Source organism: Pseudogemmatithrix spongiicola, from assembly GCF_030623445.1.
Classification (GTDB): domain Bacteria; phylum Gemmatimonadota; class Gemmatimonadetes; order Gemmatimonadales; family Gemmatimonadaceae; genus Pseudogemmatithrix; species Pseudogemmatithrix spongiicola.
In genome coordinates this window covers 3117673-3143384 of record NZ_CP130613.1, presented here as the reverse complement: position 1 = coordinate 3143384, position 25712 = coordinate 3117673, and the positions used below count along the sequence as shown (strand labels likewise).

At 65.4% G+C, this 25712-nt stretch carries 28 protein-coding genes; 1 reads left to right on the top strand and 27 read right to left on the bottom strand.

What is annotated here, in order from left to right; translation table 11 throughout:
* Positions 1 to 61: 61 nt before the first annotated feature.
* The 4 genes from Strain318_RS14395 to Strain318_RS14380 all read right to left on the bottom strand — a co-directional run bounded on the left by Strain318_RS14395 (position 62) and on the right by Strain318_RS14380 (position 4320).
* Positions 62 to 277, bottom strand: a complete 216-nt coding sequence (locus Strain318_RS14395; RefSeq protein ID WP_367886385.1) for a hypothetical protein — start codon at positions 275 to 277, stop codon at positions 62 to 64.
* A gap of 364 nt (positions 278 to 641) precedes the next feature.
* Positions 642 to 1649: an RCC1 domain-containing protein gene (locus tag Strain318_RS14390; protein WP_367887933.1), complete on the bottom strand. Its 1008-nt coding sequence runs from the start codon at positions 1647 to 1649 to the stop codon at positions 642 to 644.
* 200 nt (positions 1650 to 1849) lie between these two features.
* Positions 1850 to 3586 carry a papain-like cysteine protease family protein gene (locus Strain318_RS14385; protein WP_367886384.1) on the bottom strand — a complete coding sequence of 579 codons (1737 nt, stop codon included), beginning with the start codon at positions 3584 to 3586 and terminating at the stop codon, positions 1850 to 1852.
* A gap of 506 nt (positions 3587 to 4092) precedes the next feature.
* The gene (locus tag Strain318_RS14380; protein WP_367886377.1) at positions 4093 to 4320 is read right to left on the bottom strand and encodes a hypothetical protein; all 228 of its coding nucleotides are present in this window, start codon (positions 4318 to 4320) and stop codon (positions 4093 to 4095) included.
* Positions 4321 to 4723: 403 nt separating this feature from the next.
* Between Strain318_RS14380 and Strain318_RS14375 the strand changes: the two genes are divergently transcribed.
* Positions 4724 to 5851 carry an integrase core domain-containing protein gene (locus tag Strain318_RS14375; protein WP_367886383.1) on the top strand — a complete coding sequence of 376 codons (1128 nt, stop codon included), beginning with the start codon at positions 4724 to 4726 and terminating at the stop codon, positions 5849 to 5851.
* A 76-nt stretch (positions 5852 to 5927) separates the two neighbouring features.
* On the opposite strand, the gene Strain318_RS14370 is transcribed toward Strain318_RS14375, so the two are convergent.
* The 23 genes from Strain318_RS14370 to Strain318_RS14260 all read right to left on the bottom strand — a co-directional run bounded on the left by Strain318_RS14370 (position 5928) and on the right by Strain318_RS14260 (position 25703).
* The gene (locus tag Strain318_RS14370) at positions 5928 to 7091 is read right to left on the bottom strand and encodes a hypothetical protein (protein WP_367886382.1); all 1164 of its coding nucleotides are present in this window, start codon (positions 7089 to 7091) and stop codon (positions 5928 to 5930) included.
* Positions 7092 to 7241: 150 nt separating this feature from the next.
* A complete protein-coding gene (locus Strain318_RS14365) occupies positions 7242 to 8492 on the bottom strand; it encodes an ankyrin repeat domain-containing protein (protein ID WP_367886381.1) in 1251 nt (416 codons plus the stop codon).
* 23 nt (positions 8493 to 8515) lie between these two features.
* Complete coding sequence (locus Strain318_RS14360) at positions 8516 to 9382, bottom strand: DinB family protein (RefSeq protein WP_367886380.1); 867 nt, start codon at positions 9380 to 9382, stop codon at positions 8516 to 8518.
* A 289-nt stretch (positions 9383 to 9671) separates the two neighbouring features.
* On the bottom strand, positions 9672 to 10193 hold the full coding sequence (locus Strain318_RS14355; RefSeq protein WP_367886379.1) for a DUF7684 family protein: 522 nt from the start codon (positions 10191 to 10193) through the stop codon (positions 9672 to 9674).
* Positions 10194 to 10298: 105 nt separating this feature from the next.
* Positions 10299 to 11222, bottom strand: a complete 924-nt coding sequence (locus Strain318_RS14350; protein ID WP_367886378.1) for an IS481 family transposase — start codon at positions 11220 to 11222, stop codon at positions 10299 to 10301.
* A 924-nt stretch (positions 11223 to 12146) separates the two neighbouring features.
* Complete coding sequence (locus tag Strain318_RS14345) at positions 12147 to 12374, bottom strand: hypothetical protein (RefSeq protein WP_367886377.1); 228 nt, start codon at positions 12372 to 12374, stop codon at positions 12147 to 12149.
* 235 nt (positions 12375 to 12609) lie between these two features.
* Positions 12610 to 12930, bottom strand: a complete 321-nt coding sequence (locus tag Strain318_RS14340) for a type II toxin-antitoxin system RelE/ParE family toxin (RefSeq protein ID WP_367885719.1) — start codon at positions 12928 to 12930, stop codon at positions 12610 to 12612.
* An 8-nt stretch (positions 12931 to 12938) separates the two neighbouring features.
* Entirely contained in the window at positions 12939 to 13175 is a 237-nt protein-coding gene (locus tag Strain318_RS14335) for an addiction module protein (protein WP_367885718.1), read from the bottom strand.
* A 229-nt stretch (positions 13176 to 13404) separates the two neighbouring features.
* Positions 13405 to 13992: a pyridoxamine 5'-phosphate oxidase family protein gene (locus tag Strain318_RS14330; RefSeq protein ID WP_367886376.1), complete on the bottom strand. Its 588-nt coding sequence runs from the start codon at positions 13990 to 13992 to the stop codon at positions 13405 to 13407.
* 1338 nt (positions 13993 to 15330) lie between these two features.
* Complete coding sequence (locus Strain318_RS14325) at positions 15331 to 15642, bottom strand: hypothetical protein (RefSeq protein ID WP_367887966.1); 312 nt, start codon at positions 15640 to 15642, stop codon at positions 15331 to 15333.
* A 661-nt stretch (positions 15643 to 16303) separates the two neighbouring features.
* On the bottom strand, positions 16304 to 16615 hold the full coding sequence (locus Strain318_RS14320; protein WP_367886374.1) for a BrnA antitoxin family protein: 312 nt from the start codon (positions 16613 to 16615) through the stop codon (positions 16304 to 16306).
* Positions 16599 to 16907, bottom strand: a complete 309-nt coding sequence (locus Strain318_RS14315; RefSeq protein WP_367886373.1) for a BrnT family toxin — start codon at positions 16905 to 16907, stop codon at positions 16599 to 16601. The genes Strain318_RS14320 and Strain318_RS14315 overlap by 17 nt, the downstream gene beginning before the upstream one ends.
* A 964-nt stretch (positions 16908 to 17871) precedes the next feature.
* Entirely contained in the window at positions 17872 to 18303 is a 432-nt protein-coding gene (locus tag Strain318_RS14310) for a hypothetical protein (protein ID WP_367886372.1), read from the bottom strand.
* A 252-nt stretch (positions 18304 to 18555) separates the two neighbouring features.
* Positions 18556 to 19266 carry a hypothetical protein gene (locus Strain318_RS14305; protein WP_367886371.1) on the bottom strand — a complete coding sequence of 237 codons (711 nt, stop codon included), beginning with the start codon at positions 19264 to 19266 and terminating at the stop codon, positions 18556 to 18558.
* A gap of 142 nt (positions 19267 to 19408) precedes the next feature.
* Complete coding sequence (locus Strain318_RS14300) at positions 19409 to 19708, bottom strand: helix-turn-helix domain-containing protein (protein WP_367886370.1); 300 nt, start codon at positions 19706 to 19708, stop codon at positions 19409 to 19411.
* On the bottom strand, positions 19705 to 20046 hold the full coding sequence (locus Strain318_RS14295) for a type II toxin-antitoxin system RelE/ParE family toxin (protein WP_367886369.1): 342 nt from the start codon (positions 20044 to 20046) through the stop codon (positions 19705 to 19707). Before Strain318_RS14295 ends, Strain318_RS14300 begins: the two co-directional genes overlap by 4 nt.
* 127 nt (positions 20047 to 20173) lie before the next feature.
* Positions 20174 to 20893 (bottom strand): hypothetical protein, encoded by a 720-nt coding sequence (locus Strain318_RS14290; RefSeq protein ID WP_367885715.1) that lies wholly within the window; start codon positions 20891 to 20893, stop codon positions 20174 to 20176.
* 155 nt (positions 20894 to 21048) lie between these two features.
* Complete coding sequence (locus Strain318_RS14285) at positions 21049 to 21885, bottom strand: hypothetical protein (protein WP_367886368.1); 837 nt, start codon at positions 21883 to 21885, stop codon at positions 21049 to 21051.
* Between the two features lie 156 nt (positions 21886 to 22041).
* Positions 22042 to 22818, bottom strand: a complete 777-nt coding sequence (locus tag Strain318_RS14280) for an RES family NAD+ phosphorylase (RefSeq protein ID WP_367886367.1) — start codon at positions 22816 to 22818, stop codon at positions 22042 to 22044.
* 204 nt (positions 22819 to 23022) lie between these two features.
* On the bottom strand, positions 23023 to 23460 hold the full coding sequence (locus Strain318_RS14275; protein ID WP_367886366.1) for a hypothetical protein: 438 nt from the start codon (positions 23458 to 23460) through the stop codon (positions 23023 to 23025).
* Between the two features lie 9 nt (positions 23461 to 23469).
* Entirely contained in the window at positions 23470 to 23811 is a 342-nt protein-coding gene (locus tag Strain318_RS14270; RefSeq protein WP_367886365.1) for a hypothetical protein, read from the bottom strand.
* A gap of 109 nt (positions 23812 to 23920) precedes the next feature.
* On the bottom strand, positions 23921 to 24415 hold the full coding sequence (locus Strain318_RS14265; RefSeq protein ID WP_367886364.1) for a DUF411 domain-containing protein: 495 nt from the start codon (positions 24413 to 24415) through the stop codon (positions 23921 to 23923).
* Positions 24416 to 24425: 10 nt separating this feature from the next.
* A complete protein-coding gene (locus tag Strain318_RS14260; protein WP_367886363.1) occupies positions 24426 to 25703 on the bottom strand; it encodes a M20/M25/M40 family metallo-hydrolase in 1278 nt (425 codons plus the stop codon).
* Positions 25704 to 25712 lie beyond the last annotated feature (9 nt).

The window sequence follows — 25712 nt, the reverse complement described above, 5'->3', positions numbered from 1 at the left end:
AGCGTCGTTATAGCGCGACGCGTCGGAGGCACGCGGTCGGTGTGAGCACCCGGCCCGTGGGCTAACGCGGCGATCGCTTGTCGAGCGTCCCGTCGAGTGTCCGTCGCCGCTGGCGCCAGATTCCAAACCACGCACCCATGACGAGGAGGCTGACGCCCAACCCGCGCCAAGCGCCGGCGGTAGGCTCGAGCGCCACGTTCGCGAGCGCGAGCAGGCAAAGCACCACCATCGCAATCCACATCACGAGCGCCGTGCGCTCGGAGAGTCGCGTGACCATCGGGACCTCCTGTCGAACGGGTGGTCGCTATAACGTGTGCTTCTGCTGTGAACGCTTCAATAAGAAGGGTTTGGCGGGGCCGCCGCAACCAGCCTCGGACATCACGGCGGCCCCGCCAAACCCACTCCACATCGCGTTCATCGGCAGCAAGCGTCGTTAGCCCGCCGCGCGATGAAGCGTGGGCTCGTACCCGCTCAGCGCACGACGAGATGCATTCACCGCTTACGCCGCGCTCGACGGTCAACTGCCCAGTCTCCTCGGCGTGTGCGCGTGCTGCAACCGCTCTCACACGGACACTTGCCCGCGGGAAGCGTCGGGGGACGCATGCAAGCCTTTGACGCGGAAATCTGCGACTATCAGATTGCTACGGTGTCGCGGGCCACGGGATGATGGTGGGTTCGCTTCGCGGAGGGTCCTCGACGTCGATGGATCCTTGACCCCAGCAGGCCAGTCGGTCATCCGTCGTCAGGCCGCAACGCCATGACTCGCCGAGGCCGATCACAATCTCTTGAAACCGCAGGTCCGTGCGAACGGGCCTCGGTCCCCTCACGCAGCCGCTTCCCGGCGCGCGTACTCGGCACAAGGTGTCGGCAGGGATTCCGAGTAACCCGGAGCTTCCGGTAAAGCCCCAGCAGTACGCCTGTCCCGCGGTACTGACGGCGCAAGAAGAAATTGGACCCACGGAAACGCTCGCGATGGGTTCGGGAAATGAGAGGATGAACGGAACCTCTTGCCGCGCGTCCAGTCTCACGGCCCCACCGGCACCGATGACTCCGTATCGGTTCTCGCCTTGGCAGTAGACGGTCTGGCTCACCGTGAGGGCGCAGAGATGCGAATCCGAGATGGCGAGTTGTCGCAGCGGTTCCAGCGCCGGCAACGGCGTCGGCGTCTCGGAGCGCAGCGCTGGGGTGGCCCCCCAACAGTGATACGCGCCGCCCGCCGTGACTCCACAGGCTCCCGATGGGCTTGCCACGAGGTCGACGAAGGCGCTATCGACGAGTGCGATGGTCGGTGCGGAACGGGGAAGCGTGTCGCCAGTCGCCAACTGACGGTAGTGATTACGACCCCAGCACCACACGCGCCCCTCGGTATCAAGCGCGCAGCTGTGGCTGCGCCCCGCGACGAGCCGCTGGACCGCTCCGAGCCCGATGATCTGCTTCGGCGCTGGACTTGAATCGACGAGTACTCGACTGCCGAGTTGCCCTTCCCATGCCCTGCCCCAGCACCACACGTCGTCTGACGTGCTCACGGCGCAACCGTGATGCTCACCAGTGGCGACCGCGCGAAAACGCAAGCCCGCCGGAGCATCGAGTACGAGCGGCTCCTGCGACGAGTACGATGGACCGACTCGCGACGGAGCCCTCCCAGGCACCGCTCCCCAACACAGGATGCTGCCCGTCTGCGGAACGATGGAGCATCCGAAGCCGTCGCTCACGCTGAGTCGGCCTGACGCGACCACCCGGGCCAACCCGGCCGCCACTTCGGGGTCTCGCACCCTCACCGACTCTGGCGCTGACTCGGACTGGCGCTCGCTGCAGGCGAGTGCGAAGAGAAATAGCAGCGCCGAGTGCCTCACGGAACGATAAACACCAGATTGTCCGCGTCGGAGAGCACGCGACTGTTTCCGATTCCGTCCGCGCGCAGCTTCAACACGTTGCGCCCCGGGCCGAGGGGAATCTCCACCATCTCAGATGATCCGGCGACCGGAGTGAACAGGGCAGTGACGTCGCTGCCGTTCAACTCGGCAAGAAAGCTTCCCGGTACGGTACCGGGCGCGTAGAAGATGAGCAAGCGGTATTGCGCGCTGCCTGGCACCAGCGTCGTTTGACGCTGGCCAGGACGGGCATACGTCAGGATGGCATCGGCCTGCGCACTTTGCCCGCCGCCCGAGAATCCACCTGACCCCGCGCCCGTTGATCCCGGCATCCCGACGGCATCAGGATTGTATGCGAAGGCGTACCGGTGTCTCTCACCAGCCGCGATGGGAATATCCCTGTAGCTGATGCTCGCGCTCCGGTTGCCGTTCCCGAGAAGTGAAGTCGCGAGTTCGTACGTTCCATTCCCGGTTCCCTCGACGACCACGGTGTAGACACCCGTGACGGCCTCGGTCAGTTCGATCTGCTTCGGCTGTTCCGCATCGTCTGGACCGAAGGTGTCGTCATCGAGCACGTTTGAGAGGCCGGCTGTGGAGTCGTAGCTGCTGCCAGGAACCTCGGCGAAGAGGCGTCCAGCCGAAGGATCAAAGCCTACCCGTCGCCCAAGTGGATCGGTTAGCAATAGGTGAGCGGGCGAGAAGACCGTCACGACAAGCCCAGTCCCAAGCGTGTCGAATGCACCTGTGGTGCGACGTAGTTGTCTCACCGACTCGAACCCGCCATACCTCGCACGCAGCAGCGGCACATCGGACCTGCTGCCCGGATCATCAATTCGGACATCATTTCCATTGGGCGCTATGCCAGTGGCCAAGACGAAGTGCGTCGAGCCGTCCTGTCGTGTGTTGACTTTCACGACTTGCGGACCATAGCGGCAAATGAGATCACGCAGCCCTCCAATCGTGTTCACCGGGACGGGCCCCGCCGTAAACTGAACGCCTGACTCCGCGGCGCGATTGGCTATCCTCCAATATCTGAGCACTCCCGGACCCTCATAGCCCGCGTTTCGATTCAGCCATGCGTTGAGCGAATCAGGGCGCGTCTCCACTTGGAAGTAACTCAACGCCATCGCGGCCGCCGTGAGCAAGCAGCCCTTCTGTGCGATCGTCTTCCTCACTTCACCTTCCACACCCCTGCACCGAATGCTCCCGTCAGCGCCTGCACATGCGCTGTCATACGGAGTGATGAAGTCAGCTTGGTTGTAAGTGGTGTAGGTCCCCGGAGGAATCATCGGAATCAGCTGAAACTCGCCGATCCCAGCTGGTTCAGGCGCTCCATTCACGAAGGGTTCCAGTCGATACAGCCCGTCAGGCGCACACTGGACGTTGACATCTAGGAACAGGAAAATTTGCGTGCCTCCACAGAGCGACCCTAAGCCGAACACGAAGCAGTCACTCTGCCCGTTAAACGTCGATCGGAATGTCAGCGTCCCGCCCTGATCACGCGAGCCGTCTGGATACACAAGGTCCAGACGAAAGGTCTGGCCGTCGGCTGTGGCGGTAATTGTGTGCGTCGTCGAGACTGCGACATCCCGGAAGTACGCCGTATCGCCGCTCGCGAGCGGTACTGGCGAGTTGGTCTCCGCAGGCAATCGAACGATTGACTCGAGGGAAAAAGCCGTGCTCAAGAGTGCATTGCCGGCCTGTTCGCTCAGCATACTCGAACGTGGTGTCCAGCGCGACAGCCTGTACGCACTAAGGCGCGACTGCCTCCCGGCAGCATCGTCAGCGACTGCCGCGACCGGAACAGACTCTGAGCATCCGGTGAGACCTACAAGCAGAAGAAAGCGCCGCACGCTCCTCAAACGATTCATAGCCACACCCCTCAGAATACAGACGCGGAACACCTGAATCAGTGAACTGCAAACGCTCGAGGCGGGACCACGCGGATACCGTGATGTACATCACAATCGCTAAATCGGGATTGCGGGGCGCGCGGCAGGCCACTGCCGGTAGTTGCGGAGCGAGAAAAGGCCACGATACCAGAGCAGGACGACCGGAGTTTCGCACGGGCCCGTCCGAGTCGGGCTAACGTCTGCTTCTGCTGTGAACGCTTCAATAGAACGCGGGGGTGGGGCGGTCGCCAGACCGCGCCGTCCCCGCTTGCCCTAGGGCGACCGCCCCAGCCCCGCGACCGCAGCGCGTTCATCGGCAGCAAGCGGCGTTAGCTCGCGGCGAGACCGAATTCATCGAGCAAGTCGCGGGCGACACGAGGCGGAGGGGACGGGAGGTGCGGGACCTGCCGCGCGAGCTCGACGGCGACGAGATGCCGCAGCCGGCGGGTCTGCGCGTGCGCGAGCATGCGATCGAGCCATCCCAGCACTTCACGCCAGTCCTCGCCCCAGGCGAGTGGCCCTTCGACGATCTCGGCACCGACGAGCTGGCGTTGCATGGACCAGCAGCGTTCGCAGAGCGGCGCGGCATGAGGCGCGTCATCAACGAAATGCGTCAGGACGCGGGTAGCGGGCGCATGGCATCGTTCGCATGAGCGGGAGTCGTTGGGCAACCCGTGTGTCACGCAAGGCTCCGGCGCGTCGAGCTAACGTTTGCTTCTGCTGCGAGGGCTTCCATGAGATGCGGTTGCGGGGCCTCGGCAGACCTTCTCAACAAGAAGAGGCCGAGGCCCCGCAACCGCTACACTAGCTGCCCTCGTCGGCAGCAAGCGTCGTTAGCCGACCGCGCGCCGGGGTACAAACCGGGGACATAGGTAACACTCGAAACCGGGGACATAGGTAACACTGCTAACGTGGCACGCAACCGGGGAGGTTGCGATGCCGTGGCGGGAGACGAGACCTATGGACCAGCGGAAAGAGTTCGTGCGCGAGTATCGGCGCGGCCTGTACACGATGACGGAGATGGCCGAGCGCTACGAGATCAGCCGGAAGACCGGCTACGCGCTGGTGCGGCGCGTCGACGAGCTCGGCATGGCGGGCCTGCAGCCGCAGAGCCGGCGGCCGCACACGAGCCCGAACCGGACGCCGGCCCACATCGCGGCGCTGCTCATCGACGCGAAGCGGAAGCATCCGCACTGGGGCCCGGCGATGCTGCTCGACTGGCTCGCGCCGCGGCACGGGGAGATCCGCGACTGGCCGGCCGTGAGCACCGCGGGCGCGATCTTGAAGCGCGAGGGCTTGGTGCAGCCGCGCCGCAAGCGATCCCCCCGCACGCATCCTGGCGTGGTCGATCCGGTGACCGCGGTACCGAACGATCTGTGGACGGCCGACTTCAAGGGGCAGTTCCGCACGCAGGACCACGTGTACTGCTATCCGCTCACGATCGCCGACCAGCACACGCGCTTCCTGCTGACATGCCACGGCCTCAAGTCCGTGAAGGGGAAGGACGCCCGGCCGATCTTCGAGCGCACGTTCCGGGAGTATGGGCTGCCGCGCGCCATCCGCACCGACAACGGCGCGCCGTTCGTGACGCGCTCGATCTGCGGGCTCTCGCACCTGAACGTCTGGTGGATGCGGCTCGGCATCCAGCACCAGCGCATCCGGCCCGCGTCGCCGCAGGAGAACGGGGCGCACGAGCGGATGCATCGCACCCTGAAGCGCGAGGCCATCCGGCCGCCCCGGGCCACGATGCGGTCCCAGCAGCGCGCATTCGATGCCTTCCGCACGGAATACAATGAAGAGCGGCCGCACACGCATCACGGCGGGAAGCCGCCAGGCTCGCAGTACGATGCCTCGCCGCGCGAGTATCCGTCACGGCTCCCGGCCCTCGAGTACCCCGGGCACTACATCGTAAAGCGCGTCACGACGGTGGGGACCTTCCGATTCAACACCAAGGTGATCTTCATCGCGAACGCGCTCCGCGGCTATCATCTCGGCTTCACCGAAGAGGCGGACGGGATCTGGTCGATCTACTTCGGCGAGATCCTGCTGGCGAAGATGGACGAACGGAACTACATCATCCGGGAATGACCGGGCACCCTCACCAAGTGTTACCCATGTCCCCGGTTTGAAGTGTTACCTATCTCCCCGGCTGTTCACGGCTCCTTCACCATTCGCGCCGGCTCAGGATGGAGAACCCGTCATCGTCGGTGCGCACGAGATACACGTGGCGGACGCCGAATGCCATCACTCGCTCCCCCTGCGAGAGCCGCACCTGCGCGATGCGTCGTCCGTTCGCGTCGAGGATATCAATGCGCTTCTGTGGCGCAGCGGCCGATGGCTGCCGCAGCACCGCCAGCCGATTGCCGGGGACGCGGAAGAGCGCATCCGCCGGGAAGGATGGCACGAGGTCTGGCCAACCACCGAATTCTGCTTCCGTCGGGAGCGGCGGCGGCACGAACGACCACTCGCGTGCGATCGCGGCCTGTCGTTCACGGGAGGAGGCGAGGATGCGCACCGAGTCGATCACCGGGCCGAGGCGCCGACGGCCGTCTCGAGCGATAAACTCGATGCGGAACGGGTGCTGACGGGCGACTGCCACGGTGCCGTCCTCCAGCATAATTGCCTGTTCCGGCGCCGCCAGCGGATTCCTTGCCGAATACGTCATCTGCTCACGGCCGCGTCCCCGGGTGAAGGTGGCGACCCCTCCCCACGGCCGGCCGCGAAGCCCGGTCAGGGTATCAATCCTCCGGCTGTCTCGCTTGAGCCGAAGCACCAGAAGCGAGTCCGCGTACGCGGGGTTGCGGCTGTAGATCGCGCGCTCGCCGGAGCCGGTCCACGGGATGGCTGCCGTGACAATCGCGTGCCCGTCGGCGTCGCCGCCGAACACGGGCGAGAAGAACTGCGTGAGAAACAGCGACTGCTCTTGCGGAAGCGTCGCAAGGATGCTGTCGCGATGGAGGAGAAGCCAACGACGAGTGAAGCCGTCCACAAGGACCGTCGAGTCGCCAGGCAACGGGACCAACTGAGTCGCGTTCTGGTACTCGCCGGGTCCGTCTCCTCGGCGCCCGATGTCTCGCACACGTCCCGTCGTCCAGTCCAGCACCAGCAGGCGTTTCTCGAGACCGTCAAATGCGAGTGTGCGGCCGTCGCTGAGTTCACGTACGGCGTCAATGCGACTGAAGCCTTCCGGGAACGTCTGGGCCGGCGCCGCCCACGGCAGCAGGAAGGTCGCGAGGAAAAGCGACGGCCACACCGTGCGAAATGTCCTGAGGCGCATTGAGTGCCTGCCAGTTCGGCTAACGTGTGCTTCTGCTGCGAGCGCTTCCATGAGATGCGGTTGTGGGGCCTCGCCAGACCCTAGAGAAGATGAAGGCGAGGCCCCACAACCGCTACCGTACCTGCGCTCGTCGGCAGCAAGCGTCGTTATACCGCACGCGCTCCGTCGGGCATCCGTGCCCGGCAACGTCCCGCGGCCCAGCTAAATGTGGCCGCCGTGAGCTCGTACTATTCGCAGCGACTCCCCACTAACGAACCTCCTGTCGCTGTACTGCTCGCCCCACCCCAGTGCCGTGACGTCGTGGTACTCGCGAAGTGGTCCGCCTCCATGCCCATCTTCGCGGCGGGCCTTCAAGGACGCCCGCACGTTCGGGTCGGCACCGCGACTGAGGAGGAGTTTGGTGAATCGTGCTTCGTCCGGCTGACCCTTGCCATGGTTGACCCAGAAGTTTCGTTGAGAGACGAGTGTAGAGAACAACGCTGTGTATCCTCCGAATCCGTCGGGGTCGACAGCCGAACGCGCATCGGGATCCATCCCGCGATCGAGCAACCACTCAGCGACGGCGAGTTCGTCGAAATACGCGGCAATGTGCAGGAGCGTCGTCCCGTGTAGCGGTGTCCCTTGTGCGGTATACGGTTCCCGGCCGCATGCCGGGGCGAGTGGAAATATGTCGGACTTGTCGAACGTTCTTGTAACGAGTGCCGGATCGCGTGAGAGATGCGCCTCGAGGAGGTCGACGCGCCCGCGATGAAGCGCCATGATGGGCGAATCTGGTGGATCGAAGCCGTGCTGGATCCACAGTTCGAGAATGCGGTGCTTCGCCAGGGGATCGCGGCTGTCGGTGCCGAGGAGGTGCTCGACGGCATTGGTATCCAAGCCATTGGGGCCATACAGACGGGCGCCAAGAGCCAGGAGGGTTGCCGTTCCCTCCACGCTGAGGGTGTACGCGGGACCGGCGAGCGACAACGATTCGAACGACGGACTTCCCGCGAGGCCATAGAGCAAACGCACCGTCTCGGACTTTCCCTGGAGCGCAGCACGCCCTGCGGCGGATTCGAGATCCCGGGCGCCGAGCGCGAAGAGCAGGCGAACAATGGCGTCGCGTCCGAGGTTGGCGGCGTAGGTCATCGGAGGCCCCCAATTGCTGTCGGGTCGGAAGAGGACGTCCTCGCGAATAAGCGCCGGATTGCCCGTGACGATTGTACGAACGGCCGGAAGATCATCTCGCCAGATGGCATCGGCGAGTTGCACCGCCTGGACGAGTCGCATCCAACTGGGTGCGCCGTAACTGCGCGCGATCACGAGTTGCGCATGCGCGAGTTGAGCATCCGCCGGAGCCGGAGGCGAGGGATGGTGCTGGCGCAGTTCCAGGACGGCGTCGGCTGCACCGCCGCGGATAGCGCGCAACAGCTCCTTTGCCTGGCGCCTCAGCTGCACCAGATCTGGACGCACGGGAAGTCGACGGTGTGCCACGGTTAGCGACCCGCGGGAGGGACATGTCCCAAGAGTCTGAGATACGTGACGAGGTTGCCGTAGTGCAAACTCGCGTGGCCATAGTTCGCGACGAGCATTTCCAGGGTGCCCGATCCTGCGGCGGCGTTGCACTGCGCGGCAACGTCATTCAGCTTCGCGATCAGCACCTGCTTGTCCAAAGAGACTTGTGCATTCGCATCCGTCCACTGCACCGAGTGCCCCGTGGCGCGTCCGCAGAAGTAGAGGGAGGCGTCGACGATGTGACCCAGTAGCTCAGCCACCGACCGCACGGTGCCGACTGGTCGCCAACGGAATCGCTGTGCCGGCACGATCGCGGCGGCTCTGGTGATGTTGCTCATGAGTTCTTCGACTGCAGACCGAAGCACATCTCGGCTGATGGTCGCGAGGTTCGCTTGCGGCGCGCTCAGTGACGTTCCATCGAGTGTGAGCACGAACGTCCCGGTGCCCTGCGCGCTCAAGACGCGACCGGTCGCAAGGCCGTGCACGACAACACCGTCGAAGACGAGCGACGCAGACGACTCGCCGACGCGCCGAACTTCGAGATGTAGCGTGCTCGACGCGGTGTCGTAGGCGCCGATGCTAACCTCTCCGTTCCCGTCAGCGGTTGATACGGTCCCGCTAACGGACGTCCCATCGAGTTTCAGGCTGAGACTGACGGGATAACTTGGAACGGCGGAGCGGCCAAGGCGACCGGACCAAGCCCCGGTGATCGGGTCGCTCGCTGTTTGCGCGAAGCTGAGCACTGGCGCGGTGAGGACGATGCACGCAGTGGCGCATGTCAACGAGACGCAGTGCGGCGCGCGCCAGAGGGCGCGAAGGTTGCCTGCACGCGACGGTGCGACGAACATGACGAGCCTCCGAAGCGCCCGTGGTCCGCTGTCGTCGGGCAGGAGGTTCGTTCAGATGCGAACCCCAATGACTCCAGGTGGACTCAGTCCTTCCCGCGGACGGGGGGCGCCCTGCACACCCGCGGCAATGATAGCCTCGTTCGGGAGGAAACGTCAACACCGCGCCACGCTTGGGGGCGTCGGTGTGCGGTATAACGTATGCTTCTGCTGCGAGCGCTTCCATAAAATGCGGTTGTGGGGCCCCAGCAGACCTTCCAAAAGATGAGGCTGGGGCCCAACAACCGCTACACTAGCTGCGCTCGTCGGCAGCAAGCGTCGTTATACCGCGTCTATAGATTGGCGCGCCGCTTTCGAGATACTCGACGAGTTCGCGATGCTCCGCTGGCATCCCGACGACCGCGAGAACGATCGCATCGGTGCCTTCCTCGAAGACGCCCGCAGGGTACGCGGCGTTAAGGGCGAACCAGGCGGCTTCGCGGAGCGAGTCGCGCTCGTGCGCCGTAGTCACGACCACACTCACGCCATCGTTGCGCGTGACCTCCGTCTCGCGGTCGATGGCCGCGAGGTCAAACGCGGTTTCGAGGCGACCACAACCCGGTCCCCAGCAGCAAGCATAGGCGACGCCACGATCGAGCGCGCGCCCAGCCCAGGCCGCAAGCGCCGCATCAGACTGCGCCGACACATCCGCCGCGACGAAGAGGACGAAGCGAGGGGAGGGCGGACGCAGTTCCTCGACCAGCGCGTCGAGGCTGGTCGCGATCGTGCTATAGGCCGGGAATGTGCTTCGAGCTGCGGGATGATGCGTCAGCATTCTATGGCCAAGGGCAACGTCGGTATAACGTGTGCTTCTGCTGCAGCTGCCTCAATAAGACGCAGTTGTGGGGCGGCCGCTAGGTGTTGTTAGTGAGGACGTTGTTCACAGGGCCGCAGCGAGATGCAGCATGGGGGGGAGGTAGTTGAGGGCTGAGTGTCCGCGCGCCTCATTGTACGTCCGCAGGTAGCGCGCGAGCCACTCCGTGCGCACCCGCGAGGAGGGGTAGGGGCGCGCGTACGCCCATTCCCGCAGGAGCGTCTGGATCAGCCGCTCGACCTTGCCGTTCGTGCGCGGCGTGTAGGGCATGGTGCGCTTGTGCGTGATGCCGTCGCAGCGGAGGAGCGTGCGCACCGCGTGGCTGCGATAGCAGCTCCCGTTGTCGGTGAGCACGGCGCGCACCCGCACGCCGAGCGCCGCGTACCACGCGATCGCCCGTGCGAGGAAGGCCGCCGTGGTCGCCGCGCGCTCATCGGGCAGGACCTCGGCGTAGGCCACGCGCGAGTAGGCGTCCACCGCGACGTGCACCGCCTCCCAGCCGATCCCGCGCACGCGGGTCCGGCGGTCGCCGTGGATGCGGTGCCCCACGCGGCCGATGCGCCCGAGCTTCTTCGTGTCGACGTGCAGCAGCTCGCCCGGTGCCCGCATCTCGTAGCGGCGCACCGCGCGCGGCGGCTCGAGCCGAGGGAGCCGCTGCAGGCCGTGGCGGCGCAGGAAGTGGATCACCGTTGAGAGCGGGATGCCCGTCTCCTGGGCGATGCGCGTCGAGCTCCAGCGCCGCCGGGTGCGGCCCCGAAGGATCGCGCGGCGCTGCGGCCGCGGGAGCTGGGTGAGGCGATGCGGGCGCGACGAGCGGTCCGCGAGCGCCGCCGCGCCGCCGGTGCGGAAGCGGGCGACCCACTTCCAGACGGTGCGGACGGAACAGGCCGCGCCCCGGGCGACGGCGGCGGGATCCTGCCCGCCCAGAACGGCGGTCGCGACGGCGAGTCGCCCCGCGACGGTCAGACGTGCATTCTTGTGGATGTTCACAGGAGCCTCTGGCGGGGTGCCGGTTGAGCGTCTCAGCAACCCCAGCTTGCATCCGCTACGCTCCTGTGAACAACCTCCTCACCAACAACAGCTAGGCCGTCCCACGCCCCACAGGGCGGCCGCCCCACAACTGCTTCCGCAGCCGCAGCTGTCGGCAGCAAGCGTCGTTATCGCGCGCGGCGTCGGCGCGCGCGGCGGAGCGCGCAAACAGCGCGGGAGGCGTAGGCGATGCCCGTCGAGCGGCCTGGGTCGTCCGCCGGGATCCGTCCGCAGGTCGCGGAGTCTCGCGGGACACTCACACGCAGAACCGTTCGGCGCGGACCCCCAACGCACTGGCGACGAACTTGCGAATCACGACGCACTTCCCGCGACGCGAATGCGGCGGATCGCCTGTCCCCCGGCACAAGTCGCGATAACGTGAGCTTCTGCTGCAGCTGCTCCAATAAGATGCAGTTGTGGGGCGGCCGCTAGGCCGTCCCACGCCCCACAGGGCGGCCGCCCCACAACTGCTACCCTAGCCGCAGCTGTCGGCAGCAAGCGTCGTTATCGCGCGCGGCGTCGGCGCGCGCGGCGGAGCGCGCAAACAGCGCGGGCTGCATAGGCGATGCCCGTCGAGCGGCCTGGGTCGTCCGCCAGGCTCCGTCCGCAGGTCGCGGCAGCTGGCGGGACACTCACACGCAGAACCATTCGGCGCGGACCCCCAAAGCACTGGCGACGAACTTGCGGATCACGACGCACTTCCCGCGACGCGAATGCGGCGGATCGCCTGTCCCCCGGCACAAGTCGCGATAACGTCTGCTTCTGCTGTGAACGCTTCAATAGAACGCGGGGGTGGGGCGGTCGCCAGACCGCGCCGTCCCCGCTTGCCCTAGGGCGACCGCCCCAGCCCCGCGACCGCAGCGCGTTCATCGGCAGCAAGCGGCGTTAGCTCGCGGCGAGACCGAATTCATCGAGCAAGTCGCGGGCGACACGAGGCGGAGGGGACGGGAGGTGCGGGACCTGCCGCGCGAGCTCGACGGCGACGAGATGCCGCAGCCGGCGGGTCTGCGCGTGCGCGAGCATGCGATCGAGCCATCCCAGCACTTCACGCCAGTCCTCGCCCCAGGCGAGTGGCCCTTCGACGATCTCGGCACCGACGAGCTGGCGTTGCATGGACCAGCAGCGTTCGCAGAGCGGCGCGGCATGAGGCGCGTCATCAACGAAATGCGTCAGGACGCGGGTAGCGGGCGCATGGCATCGTTCGCATGAGCGGGAGTCGTTGGGCAACCCGTGTGTCACGCAAGGCTCCGGCGCGTCGAGCTAACGTGAGCTTCTGCTGCGGACACTCCAATAGAACGCGCGGGCGCAGCCCGCGCTACCGAAAAGTGGCCGTCGGCAGCAAGCGTCGTTATACCGGCCCCGTCGGTGCCGAGAGCCGTTTGTGCCAGTAGTCGGGCTCGCGCCGGCCGTGCGCGACGGCCACGATGAACAAGGTGTCGTCCACTACGAGATAGGCGAGGGCGTACGGGAACGTGCGGGGGAAGAGCCGACGAACCCCTGGCACGGAGTAGGGCGATCCCATCTGGGGGAACGCGCGCGCGAGCTCGACCAGCTCGCGCACCTCTCGGGCCATCGCGCGCCCCAGCCCGTCGCGCTCTGCCTCGTACTCAGCGACCGCGGCGCGGAACTCGATTCGGGCTTCGGGATGGAAAACGACCGACCGCAGCACGGCCGGGCTTATCGGTCGAGTACTTCCGCGAATACTTGCTCCGCGGGGATGCCGGCCACGGTCCCGCTGCGCAACTCGTCCACGCGGCGCGCGATCTCTGCTTCCCAAGCGGCCTCGACCTCGGCAGGCGAGGCCGCGGCCTCTTCCGCGTGGAGGCTCGCGAGCAGCACCTGTGCCAGCCGCGCACGGTCGGCCTTCGGCAGGTGCAGGAGTTCGCGTTCTAGGGTATCGGGGGAGCGCACCATAGGTCTCGTCCGGTGTCGAGGCGTCGAATCAAGATAGCCCAATAGCTGTCCGCTTGCACGGCTCGGTATAACGTGAGCTTCTGCTGCAGCTGCTTCAATAAGATGCAGTTGTGGGGCGGCCGCTAGGCCGTCCCATGCTGTATAGGGCGGCCGCCCCACAACTGCTTCCGCAGCCGCAGCTGTCGGCAGCAAGCGTCGTTATGGCGCGCGCACGCGGGCCGCGACGCGCTTACCGGAGGACGACGGCGCGGGGGCGCCAATTGTTCGGATCGTTCCAGAGCCCCGGCCCCATGAACTCCAACCAGTCGGGCGTGATCTCGAGCATGACGAAGTCCCGCGGATAGTCGGGCCAGAAGAAGCGAATGGTCGCCGAGTCGAGGAACTCCTGGAGGCGCGGCAGCTGCGGATCCCGATGGATGATGGCGTGGCCCATCACGGTCGCATAGCTCGTCCGCTCGTCTTCGTCGAAGTACAGCGTGACGGCGGGGTTACGCGCCAACTGTTCGACCTTGCGCGTATTGGTGCGGGTCAGGACGAACACCGTGAAGCGGTCGCGCGCGGTGGCGGGGCGCGCGAGACGGAAGGCCCCGACCGTCCGCACGCGCGGGCGACCATCCTCGTCAACGGTGGCGAGGCCGACGGATTGCTGTCGTGCGATGAGCGCATCGGCGCTGTCCAAGAACACGGCAGTGTCGAGGGCGAGACTCAGCTCCGCCTCGGGCACCGCCGCACTGCTATCGCTGCGAGCATCAGGTGCACTCGAGCACGCCACGGCGATTGCAGCAGCAAGCACGACGGGCATTGCAAGAGATCTCATCGCATCCTCGAGGCCGGCTGAGTCGCCATAACGTATGCTTCTGCTGCAGCCGCTCCAATAAGAAGGGTTGGGCGGGGCGTCCGCAACCAACCTAGGCCATCACGGACGCCCCGCCCAACCCAATCCGCACCTGCGGCTGTCGGCAGCAAGCGTCGTTATCCGGAGGCTGTCGGTTACTAGCGTCTTGCTCGCTCAACGCCTGCCTTCAGCCCCTCGCGATATGGCGTGCTTCCGAGCGGAGTGATTGGTGCGATGGGGCAAATCGGAACGATGCTTAGATCGCCCTTGATTGTCTTCCAGCCCACCGCAAAACCGTCACAAAACTCCTGTTGTTCATTGCCGCCTGAACTTCCGCCGATGGATGTCCTTGAGCGCCCCGAGCGGTCAGCCGCAGCCATGCCAGAACGGATTCCTTCGCGGTAGGGCGTGCTGCCAACTGGAGTAATGGGCGCGATGGGACAGATAGGAACGAGGCTTCCGTCGCCAAGCCGGGCCTTCCAACCCTCCTCAAATCCCTCGCAGAACTCATCGGATTGGGATCGACCGCGCGGTGCCGGCGCCGAGTATCCGTCTGACGCGCGCCCTCGGCGAACGCCTGCCAGGTATCCCTCTCTGTAGGGTGTGCTACCAAGTGGGGTAATCGGTTCGAGAGGGCAGAGCGGAACCAAGGCGTAGGCGCCCTTCTCTGACTTGAAGCCGTCCTCGAAACCGGCGCAGTAGCGTGAACTCTGCGCGTGCAGCGCTCCCAGCGGGCAGGCGAGGATGATGCCCAGAAACGCGAGAAACATTGCAGTTCTCTTACGCATGCGCACCTTCCGGATAACGTGAGCTTCTGCTGCAGCTGCTCCAATAAGATGCAGTTGTGGGGCGGCCGCTAGGCCGTCCCACGCCCCACAGGGCGGCCGCCCCACAACTGCTACCCTAGCCGCAGCTGTCGGCAGCAAGCGTCGTTATCGCGCGCGGCGTCGGCGCGCGCGGCGGAGCGCGCAAACAGCGCGGGCTGCATAGGCGATGCCCGTCGAGCGGCCTGGGTCGTCCGCCAGGCTCCGTCCGCAGGTCGCGGCAGCTGGCGGGACACTCACACGCAGAACCATTCGGCGCGGACCCCCAAAGCACTGGCGACGAACTTGCGGATCACGACGCACTTCCCGCGACGCGAATGCGGCGGATCGCCTGTCCCCCGGCACAAGTCGCGATAACGTGTGCTTCTGCTGTGAACGCTCCAATAAGACGCAGTTGCGGGGCGGCCGCTAGGCCGGTCCGTGCTCTACAGCGCGGCCGCCCCGCAACTGCATCCGCACCGCGTTCATCGGCAGCAAGCGTCGTTATGCCGCGGCCTCAGCGGACAACGACCCGACGTTCCAAGGGCACCCCGCCGCGCCGCTCAATGCGAATAGTCGCCACGCCCGTGCGGAGAAAGGTGATTGCGGTCTCGTGCTGAACATCGGTCACGGCCAAGCCGCAGGGCATCGCGGTGCCGATGAAGTCGTGGGGACGGACCGTGGCGACGAGGTCGCTCACACGGAGTTCCGTGCCAGCGGTGCGCACGCATGCGTCCGAGTGCGTCGTCGTTACGCGCACCGTCATGGGTACGCCGACGCGCGCGGAGTCGGGAATCTCGACGTCACGATCTTGCCAGATGGAGAGCACGGAATCCCAACGCGGAGTTGGAAGCGAATCGTCGAGCGTTTGATCCCGTTCGCGCTTCGACGCGCCGCGAACCGCGAAGACCGCGCTTGCGGCACTAGCAAGAATCAGGAGAACCACTCGACCGTTGCGTAGTTGCATGGGGCACGCGCTCCGTCGGCATAACGTGTGCTTCTGCTGCAGCTGCTTCAATAAGATGCAGTTGTGGGGCGGCCGCTAGGCCGTCCCACGCCCCACAGGGCGGCCGCCCCACAACTGCTACCCTAGCCGCAGCTGTCGGCAGCAAGCGTCGTTATCGCGCGCGTCGTCGGCGCGCGCGGCGGAGCGCACTAACCGCGCGGGACGCGTAGGCGATGCCCGTCGAGCGGCCTGGGCCGTCCGCCAGGATCAGACCGTAGGTCGCGGAGTCTCGCGGGACACTCACACGCAGAACCGTTCGGCGCGGACCCCCAAAGCACTGGCGACGAACTTGCGGATCACGACGCACTTCCCGCGACGCGAATGCGGCGGATCGCCTGTCCCCCGGCACAAGTCGCGATAACGTATGCTTCTGCTGCAAGCGCTCCCATAAGATGCGGTTGTGGGGCCTCAGCAGACCTTGTTCAAGATGAGGCTGAGGCCCCACAACCGCTACCGCACCTGCGCTTGTCGGCAGCAAGCGTCGTTATACGCTCGCGCGCCGACGTTGGCGAGCCGGCTTCCGTTCCTGCGCGATGCGCTCGGCGAGATAAACCTTGAGGAGGCTCTGGTACGGCACATCCTTCTCGTTCGCGAGCACGCGCAGCTCCTCGAGCATCGCCTGCGGGAGCCGCAGCGAGATCGTCGCGGTCGACGGGCGCAGCTTGGCGAAGCGCACGGGCTGCGCCTTGCTCAGGTCGAGGTACTCGGCCGCGTCGTGAGACATCCAGAACGCGCCTGCCTCCACGTCGGAGCGGAACTTGGGGACGGCCTTGAGCTTCTTAGCGGGCTTCGACATAGCGGCGACGCTCCAGGCGACTCATGTCGCGGACGGAGATGATGCGGATGAGCTTGCGGCGGACGGTGAAGGCGGCGGTGAGGAGGCGCCCCGATCCCGTTGGACCGAAGATGAGGAACCGCCGCTCACTGGCGGAGTGTTTCTCGTCCTCGAGCAGGACCAGCGGGGCGACGAAGAACATCTCTTCGGCCTCGCCCTGCGAGACACCGTGGCCGAGGACGTTCTTCTCGGTGTTCCCGGCGTCCCACTCGAAGCCTTCGACGTTGGCAAGGAGCGCGGCGAGGTCCAGCATAGTCTAAGTATATGCCGAACATATACAGACCGCAAGCACACGCGCGACCGTCCCGGATGCGTATAACGTGTGCTTCTGCTGCAGCTGCTTCAATAAGATGCAGTTGTGGGGCGGCCGCTAGGCCGTCCCATGCCCTACAGGGTGGCCGCCCCACAACTGCTTCCCTAGCCGCAGCTGTCGGCAGCAAGCGTCGTTATCGCGCGCGTCGTCGGCGCGCGCGGCGGAGCGCACAAACCGCGCGGGATGCGTAAGCCATGCCCGTCGAGCGGCCTGGGTCGTCCGCCAGGCTCCGTCCGCAGGTTGCGGCATCTGGCGGGACACACGCGCGCAGAACCGTTCGGCGTGGACCCCCAAAGCACTGGCGACGAACTTGCGGATCACGACGCACGTCCCGCGACGCGAATGCGGCGGATCGCCTGTCCCCCGGCACAAGTCGCGATAACGTGTGCTTCTGCTGTGGACGCTTCAATAGAATGCGGGGGTGGGGCGGTCGCCAGACCGCACCGTCCCCGCTCGCCCCGGGGCGACCGCCCCAGCCCCGCTACCGCACCCGCGACCATCAGCAGCAAGCGACGTTACTGCGCAGACGCCGGCTGAAACGCACGGTCGGTATTGGCATCGCGGCTCCCCGCTCGATCCTAAGGGAACGTCGAGCGTCCCCTATTGTCCGCGGCGTCCCGACTTCGCGCTCGTGGCCTGCGGCTTCACCGCTTGCCGATCGAGCGGGCGGGAGCGCGCCAGCGGTCCGGTGCCAGCGGGCGGGGTAGGGCCACCGCGCGCGGCGCTTCCGAACTTCGGAACAACGGTCCGTCGTTTCTTTGCCATTAGGTAGTCGCAGTAACGTGAGCTTCTGCTGTGAACGCTCCAATAAGAAGGGTTTGGCGGGGCCGCCGCAACCAGCCTAGGGCATCTCGGCGGCCCCGCCAAACCCACTCCGCACCGCGTTCATCGGCAGCAAGCGTCGTTATGTGGCCCCGCGCCGTCCGTCCGCGCACGACGGATTGGCGGACGCGGTGCCCGGCTGCGGCACGAGCCGGACCGTGGCGTAGGAGCGGCCCCGCTTGCCGGGATAGAAGATGAGCGACGTCTCCTCAAAGCCCGGCGCGACGACGCGCACGTGGGTGTTGGTTTGGCGCAGGTTGTGCATGCGGATCGCGCCGGTCTCGTCGGTGACGGCCGTGAGCGGCTGCGGCGAGTCGATGCACACGAGCGCGCGCACGGGGGCCGAAGTTGTCACATGCACGACGCGCAGCTGCACGGTGGACGAATCGAGGGCGACAGGCGGCGCCTCGAAGCGGACGCGCTGGTTGTACGGCACGTCCTGGGCGGTGGCACTCGAGCCAGCGGCGCTCAGCAGGAGCACGGTGGCGGCGCACGGGACCAGCAGCTGGAGCATCGGAGCCTCGTAGAAGGAGATGTCCAGACTATGCGAGGCGGGCATTAAGCTGTCGTGGCGCCGAGATTAAAACTTTCTGAAATCGCGAACCCGGTTCCGGTCCACATAACGTGTGCTTCTGCTGCGAGCGCTCCCATAAAATGCGGTTGTGGGGCCTCGGCGAACCTTAGAGAAAATGGAGCCGAGGCCCCACAACCGCTACCGCACCTGCGCTCGTCGGCAGCAAGCGGCGTTAGAGCGCCTCGCGCTGAACTAGAGAATGGCCTGATCGCGCGACGGAACTTCGCGGCATGAACCAGACCGTACCCGCGATAGCACTGCGGTCTCGAATGCGTCCGACCACGCGAACGTGGTGTCGCTGAGGCGAGGTGCCGAGCGAAGGATGCGCACGAGGTGCTGACGCGCGGAGTCTGGCTGGAGCGTCTCCTCGAACCAAACCGCAGTGCGCGACGTGTCCGCAGTACATACCCCGAGGAAGAGGCGGCTCCGGAAGTAGGGGGTTTCGTCGATGCCCGCCTCGGTGTGCGCTCCCGGAAAGGCAAAGCCGACTCCTCGACTCGAGAGGGACCCTGGCACACCTCGAAACACCCACACCACCTCAGGTGCGTCACATTCCGAACATTCGGTGCCGGCGACGAGCAGCCAATCCGCACCTTGGGCAGCGGGCAACGTCGCAAGGAGCGTCGCGTGACGCACCGGCACTTCGAGACTGGCGGAGTCCGCGAAAACGATGCGCGAGCGCGCGTGTCCTGGAGAACCATCGTGCGGGATGGAGTCGGCACGGACGGCGACTCGATGCACGAGGGTGTCAGCCCCAGGCGGAATCGGGACACGCGTGCCGAGAGCGGTGACTTGGGGAATCGCGTCGCCGACCGGCGCGGTATCGGGAAGCGGCGCCGGAGTGCGATCGCAGCCCAACACCGTGACAAGCACGGAAAGCAAAAAGCGTTTCGAACGCGTCATATCTGTCCCGGTCGCTCTAACGTGTGCTTCTGCTGTGGACGCTCATATAAAAGGGTTTGGCGGGGCGTCCGCTACTAGCCTAGGTCATCACGGACGCCCCGCCAAACCCATCCTTACCCGCGGCCATCGGCAGCAAGCGACGTTACGCGATTGCCCGTCCGCGGCGGACACTGACGGACACGTGGGCGCCGGCCGCCGCGAGCATGCTGATGAGCGTGTCGACGCTGAACTTGTCGATCTTTCCGCACACGAGGTCGCTGATGCGCGGCTGCGAGACGCCGAGCAGCTTGGCCGCCTCGGCCTGCGAGAGGCCGCGCGCGTCGAGGAGCTTGGTGAGCGCGACCATGAGGTCGGCGCGCACCTTGAGGTGCTCCGCGTCCTCGGCGGCGAACCCGAGGTCCGCGAATACGTTGCCGGTGGTCCGGCGGATCTTGGTCTTCATGCGTCCTCCTCGCTGGCGCTGCGACGAATCGTGGCGAGGCGCTTGCGGGCGCGCTCGATGTCTGCGGCTGGGGTCTTCTGCGACTTCTTCTCGAACGCGTGCAGCACGTAGATCGCCTCGGCGAAGCGCGTCACGTACAGCACGCGGAACTGCCGCCCGACTTGCACGCGGATCTCGCGTACGCCGGGCCCGACGCTCGGCATGGGCTTCCAGTCCGGGGGCTCAAGCCCGCGTTGGATGCGGTCGAGCGCATAGCCGAGGCGTTCGCGGGCGACCTTGGGGAAGGCGCGGACGTCGACGAGGGAGGAGCCAAGCCAGGCGACGGGTTTCTCGGTCACGCACGAATATATACATACTTATATGCGCGCGCAACTCGCGTAACGTATGCTTCTGCTGCGGACACTCCAATAGACTGCGCGGGCGCAGCCCGCGCTACCATAGCGTGGCCGTCGGCAGCAAGCGTCGTTATCTGGCCGCGGGAAGGTCCCAAGCAGTTGGCGCGAGACCGGGCAGGAGCACGTCCACCGCGACGTGGCTGATATCGCCGAGGCCTAGGTCGATCTTGGCCTGCGTCAACGCGCTTTTCCACGTCGCTGCGTCCGTCGGATTCTTCGTGGGGTCGTCCACGAAGCAGAGGTTCACGAGCCAAGCCTCCACACCACGCTCGCGAAGGAAGCGGACGTGCGCCAAGCGATTGGCGTACTGGTAGAGTTCGCCCTTCCAGTCGGCTTCCCTCGGAACGCCGAGCCATGCCTTCGTCCCGTCCAAGGCCGCGTCGATCAGCTCGATGGAACGAGGGTCCTTCGCCTGGCATCCACTCCCGCGCATCTCCGCAGGGTAGCTCTTTCCCTCGACGAGTAGGACCGCGCCACTTTGCCGCAAGCGCGCGAGACCATCCCAGCGCGGACCGCTCCCCGGCCAGAAGCTTCGGAGCGCAGCGGCATGTGCGCCAAGGCCTAGGGCGTTGATGAACGCCTCATCCAGCAGCTCCTCGAACTTCTTGTTCTCGGCCGGGGCAATCCAATCGAGTTGCTCGCCGGCCCGATTGATCGCGCCAGCGAGTGCGGCCTCGAGCGTCGGAAGCAGGCGGGACGAGTAGAGCTGAACCTGCAGCTGGCTTCCAGCGAATGCACGGCCGCGGTCATCAACACGCGGCTTCGATCTCTTCGATTCTGAGGAAGTCATGACTGGTCCAGATAACGTCAGCTTCTGCTGTGAACGCTTCAATAAGACGCAGTTGTGGGGCGGCCGCTAGGCCGTCCCATGCTCCATCAGGCGGCCGCCCCACAACTGCAATCCGCACCCGCGTTCATCGGCAGAAAGCGTCGTTATGCCGCGCGCTACGAGAATCGTACGCGCAAGAACTCTTCCCAGCTCGCCGCATTCACGATCGCCACAGAGCGCGTGGATACTAGCGACAGCCAATGAGCCATTGATCCCGGGTCCGCGCGGGACGGGATGTCAGGGCGGAGCGATCGCGAGCGATTGTGATTGTACCACAGCCAACTCACGGGTCCGGCGGTCACGCCGGCGGAGTCTATGCGACCAGAGTCGAGGGGGGCAGATCCGAGATCATTCTCGCTGGTTACGAGGGTCGCCGTGGTTACCACGACCGGAACGACACGCAACGAGCGTTGGCGCGACATGGGTTCATTGCGCGAGGCAAGAAACTGTGCGAGTCCCGCTGCACCGCGAAGCGCCTGAGCCACGGACTTTGCAATCGCATCGTTTGCGCCGCCGACACCATCTCCCTTCGACTGCGTCCTTCCCTCCACGGCGATGTTGAAGGGAGGCGTACTCCAACCAAGCTGGAGCGGGTTCGAGATGGTGCCAAGCTCGGGATCGGCATGTAACTCCTCGAGTACGACTTTCGGAGTCGACATGTTCTGATCCTCGAAGCGCGAGCGCGCGAAATGCCAGTACCCAACTGCAGGATCTACGCGCTTGCACTCTACTGCCAAGAAGGCCCTCTCGAAGCGGTCCTCCAGAACTAAGTCGACATGGGACTCGGACGTCCCGAGCGATACCGGAAACTCTGTCGCAGCCAGGAACCAATCAATCTTTCTATTGCTTCCCAAAACAACAACGGCGCGAGACGCCGCCTCCTGAAACGCAAAGCCGTGCCTGTTCATGGCGCCGCTGAGGGCTGTGCCAAACTCTTCAGGTGACTTGGTCACTCAACTCCTCTGGTCGGCATAACGTGTGCTTCTGCTGCAAACGCCCCAATAAAATGCGGTTGTGGGGCCGCCGCAGTCCTTCGGTAAAGTGGAGCGGCGGCCCCACAACCGCTACCGCACCTGCGTTTGTCGGCAGCAAGCGGCGTTATGTCGCACCTACTGCGAATCGACGTGGGGAATCCTGTACGACTCGCCGTACTCGTGATTCACGGTCAGTTTCATATCAGTCACGCGAGAGACCTGTGCGGCCTCTACGCGCGCAGACTCTAAGTCGAAGAGCGCAACGTTATGGCCCTCGCCGTATGAGCTCGCGTACGCGACTCCATCGTAGCCGAGTTGACGGAACAGCTCGGCAAGCACCTGCGTGGGAGCGTAGTCGGCAGCGTCGTCGGCGCGAGTCACCGGGCGCATGAACGCATAATCAATCTGACCCCACACCATGCGTTCGAGGACTTCACCTTCGGGCTCCTCGTTGCCAAGCCAAAGATTGTGATCGGTTTCAAGGGTGGCGTTGACGATGCTTAGGTCTCGTGTTGCAAGTAGGCTTGCGACGGTGACGATGCTATGCTTGCGCGCGCCAATCTCTGCAATAGCCGTGTCTCGATGAGATGCTACGTACAGGGCCGGAATGCCATGGGGATTGGCTCGATTCTCTCGCGCACGCGTGGGCAGGGGCATCATGCGCTCTGGCTTCAATGGAAAATCAACCGTAGCGGTGTCTCCAGACGCGTCGATCACGACCTCGCCGGGGATAGAGCCGATCTGCGCTCTCCAGAACCTTGTGTTGCGAACTAGTATCTCGACGCGCGGGGTGACCGATGCGGCCACAGCATCAAGGAACGAACGCACATGCTTCGCGTGTACAAACCTGCGCTCGCTGCGAAGCGAATGTGCAAACCGCCGATAGTCATCAAGCGAAGTGAATACGGTCACGGGCGGATAGGCTGCGTGTCGACATAACGTGGATTAGCTCAGAATTCCGCCCACCCTTCCAAGCCATAATCCAAACCTGCATTACGACCGTAATTCCTCGCAACCGCAGCAGCGCCAACGACCTAGCACAATCGGGGTGAAAAAAGCCGCCCGTGTATTCCTGCGAACTCGCAGCAATAAACCGCACGCCCCGCTACCCCGACCTCACGTCCCAACGCAGTCCGTGACGGTCGCGCAGCCAATCAACGTGAGGCTCACCAACGCGAACGGCACAGCGAGAATGACACCGGCAGCGGTCAGCACGCGATTGAGTACCGGACGCTCCGCACGCAGCTGCGGATACTCCGCCAGCGCGACGAACCCCGCCCCGCGGTGAGCGCAGGGTGATACGCCCGGTGGCTGCTGTAGCGCGGTAATACTCCGGAAGAACAGCGTGTCACTGCGGATGATGCTCACTTCCATGTCGGCGCGCAGCGCGCCGCAGCTCGACGTGGGTGTGTCGGCGCTCGCAGGAAACTGGAGCTGGAAACGCTCCTCCGACACGAGCCTGACGGGGATCTGTACCGCGGGAAACCGGTGCGTGGTGTAACAGCCTGTGAAGAACGCGCAGGCGAGCACCAGCGAGATGAGCTGACGGGGCATGGGGATGCGCTATCCAAAGAAGTACAGCAACAGCGCCGATGCTGCCACCATCGGTATCACGAGCACCGCTGCGCCCGCGGTCAGTACGCGGTTGCGTCGCATCTCCAATGCCACGATCTCCGGATTGTCGGCGACTACCACACGCCCTGGCCCGCGATGTTCACAACGCGGAGCGCCAGCTGGCTGCGTGATGATCTGCATGTCCGAGAAGTGCAACGTGTCTCCGGAGACGTGCGTCACGTCGAGTCGCGCCCGCAGCACCATGCACGCGTTCGCGGGCGGCGGCGCGCCTTCCGGTGGCAGTATCTGATAGTCGCTCGGGGCATCAAGCGTGACCGGGATGGGCAGCACTGCCTGCTGCCTTACGCTGTAGCATCCGGACAGCAACATGCAGCCGAGCAGTGCGCCAGCTCGGAGATGCAATGCGACCTCCCGCTTCGGGTGAACGTCCCCCGCGCGCTCAGCGCGCCGGCGGTCCGTGCGTGGCGAAGACGCTGGTCGCGCCCGCAGCCGTAAACGCCATCACCTGATACCGCTCATACTGGCTCGGAGGTCCCTGCTCCATGCCCGGACTGCCAATCGGCATCCCCGGTACCGCCAATCCCCGGACACCGTTCGGACGCTCGCGCAGCAATCGCTTCACATCATCCGCGGGCACATGTCCCTCGACGACATAACTGCCGACCACCACAGTGTGGCAGCTGGCTAAACGCGGCGGAATGCCCATCTCGCGCTTCACGCTACTGAGATCGTCGGTGTTGACCTCGCGCACACTGAAGCCGGCGCCCTTCGCATGATCCACCCACAGCTTGCAGCAGCCGCAGCTGGCACTCTTATAGATGGTCATCGCAGGCAGGCCCTGCTGCGCGCCGAGCGCGCGTACGCCGGCAACGCCAAACATACCCAGTGCAACGACAGCACTCGCCTGCAGGAACTCCCGACGATCAACGCTCATCGCTCTCTCCTTAGCGGCTCACGCCCGCGAGCGCGGTAACGATTAACAGCGCGAACTGCGCGCCCTTATAGCTGTCCGGCGTCTCCTGGTAGTACTCGGCGGTGCCATGCGCACCGCCGCCACGCCCGCCTCCATTGATGGTAATCGCGGGAACGCCAAGCGAAATGGGCAGGTTGGCATCGGTGCTCGACGCCTCGGTGCGCGGCGTCCACATGAGGCCGTCGTCCAAGAGCTTGGCGGCGGCGATTGCGGTGCGCACGATGTACGCGTCGTCACCCTGACCGCCCGTGGGGCGGATGCCGATGGTGTCGTACTTCACGGTGATCGGCGCGCGCGAGTTGGGCCAGCGCGCCAGCTCTTCCTTCACCGCGGTGTCCACCGCCGCGCGAATGCGACGGTCCATCTCCTCGAGATTCGCTTGGGATTCGCTGCGCATGTCCACATCCATCTGCGCCAACGGCGTGATGGTGTTCACGCTGGTGCCGCCGCGCACGATGCCCACATTGAACGTGGTCCTGGCACCGGCGGGCACCTGGAGATCGGCAATACGCGCGATCGCACGGCCCATCGCGTGCATGGGATTCGTCATGCCGAACGCACCATAGCTGTGGCCGCCCGGCCCCTCGAACGAAATCGTGTAGCGATGTGACCCCACCGCCCGCGAGACGATGCCGGCGCCACCGCTGCCGTCCACGGAGATGAAGAAATCGATCTGCCCGCGCATCGACTCGGTGAAGATGTGCCGCACGCCACGCAGGTTGCCGGGGCCTTCCTCGCCGACGTTGCCCACGAGGTACAGCGTGCCCTCGGGCACGACGTTCGATTCCTTCAGGATCTTCGCCACCGTGAGCACGACCGCGAGCCCGCGGCAATCGTCGCCGATGCCAGGGCCAGCGATGCGATCACCCGTGCGCGTGGTCTTCACGTCCGTGCCCTCGGGGAACACGGTATCCAAGTGCCCTGCAATCATCACGCGCGGGCCACGACCGCGGCCGACGCTCGCGATCACGTTGCCGATTGCGTCGATGCGCGCCTCAGGATAACCCAACGCCACCAGTCGCCGACGGAACTCCTCCGCCCGCGCCTGCTCCTTGAACGGCGGCGCGGGAATCTCGCAGATGCTCACCTGCTGCTCGAGCGTCCAGCCCTGCAGCTGCTGCGCCTGCGCCAAGGCGCGCTGCACGGCAGGCTCGGTGTTGCGGAGGCGGACGTCCTGGGCGCCAAGCGCCAGCGGGACCAAGAACAGGATGCCGAACAGAGGGCTGTGGCGAATGCGGGTCTTGTGCATATTGGGGAA

Excerpts from the sequence above, each read along its gene's own strand:
- Strain318_RS14395 (WP_367886385.1), bottom strand. The coding sequence starts at position 277 with ATGGTCACGCGACTCTCCGAGCGCACGGCGCTCGTGATGTGGATTGCG.
- Strain318_RS14385 (WP_367886384.1), bottom strand. The coding sequence starts at position 3,586 with ATGCTGAGCGAACAGGCCGGCAATGCACTCTTGAGCACGGCTTTTTCC.
- Strain318_RS14380 (WP_367886377.1), bottom strand. The coding sequence starts at position 4,320 with ATGCAACGCCAGCTCGTCGGTGCCGAGATCGTCGAAGGGCCACTCGCC.
- Strain318_RS14375 (WP_367886383.1), top strand. The coding sequence starts at position 4,724 with ATGGACCAGCGGAAAGAGTTCGTGCGCGAGTATCGGCGCGGCCTGTAC.
- Strain318_RS14370 (WP_367886382.1), bottom strand. The coding sequence starts at position 7,091 with ATGGAAGCGCTCGCAGCAGAAGCACACGTTAGCCGAACTGGCAGGCAC.
- Strain318_RS14360 (WP_367886380.1), bottom strand. The coding sequence starts at position 9,382 with ATGTTCGTCGCACCGTCGCGTGCAGGCAACCTTCGCGCCCTCTGGCGC.
- Strain318_RS14355 (WP_367886379.1), bottom strand. The coding sequence starts at position 10,193 with ATGCTGACGCATCATCCCGCAGCTCGAAGCACATTCCCGGCCTATAGC.
- Strain318_RS14345 (WP_367886377.1), bottom strand. The coding sequence starts at position 12,374 with ATGCAACGCCAGCTCGTCGGTGCCGAGATCGTCGAAGGGCCACTCGCC.
- Strain318_RS14335 (WP_367885718.1), bottom strand. The coding sequence starts at position 13,175 with ATGGTGCGCTCCCCCGATACCCTAGAACGCGAACTCCTGCACCTGCCG.
- Strain318_RS14330 (WP_367886376.1), bottom strand. The coding sequence starts at position 13,992 with ATGAGATCTCTTGCAATGCCCGTCGTGCTTGCTGCTGCAATCGCCGTG.
- Strain318_RS14320 (WP_367886374.1), bottom strand. The coding sequence starts at position 16,615 with ATGTCGAAGCCCGCTAAGAAGCTCAAGGCCGTCCCCAAGTTCCGCTCC.
- Strain318_RS14315 (WP_367886373.1), bottom strand. The coding sequence starts at position 16,907 with ATGCTGGACCTCGCCGCGCTCCTTGCCAACGTCGAAGGCTTCGAGTGG.
- Strain318_RS14310 (WP_367886372.1), bottom strand. The coding sequence starts at position 18,303 with ATGCTCCAGCTGCTGGTCCCGTGCGCCGCCACCGTGCTCCTGCTGAGC.
- Strain318_RS14305 (WP_367886371.1), bottom strand. The coding sequence starts at position 19,266 with ATGACGCGTTCGAAACGCTTTTTGCTTTCCGTGCTTGTCACGGTGTTG.
- Strain318_RS14300 (WP_367886370.1), bottom strand. The coding sequence starts at position 19,708 with ATGAAGACCAAGATCCGCCGGACCACCGGCAACGTATTCGCGGACCTC.
- Strain318_RS14290 (WP_367885715.1), bottom strand. The coding sequence starts at position 20,893 with ATGACTTCCTCAGAATCGAAGAGATCGAAGCCGCGTGTTGATGACCGC.
- Strain318_RS14275 (WP_367886366.1), bottom strand. The coding sequence starts at position 23,460 with ATGCCCCGTCAGCTCATCTCGCTGGTGCTCGCCTGCGCGTTCTTCACA.
- Strain318_RS14265 (WP_367886364.1), bottom strand. The coding sequence starts at position 24,415 with ATGAGCGTTGATCGTCGGGAGTTCCTGCAGGCGAGTGCTGTCGTTGCA.
- Strain318_RS14260 (WP_367886363.1), bottom strand. The coding sequence starts at position 25,703 with ATGCACAAGACCCGCATTCGCCACAGCCCTCTGTTCGGCATCCTGTTC.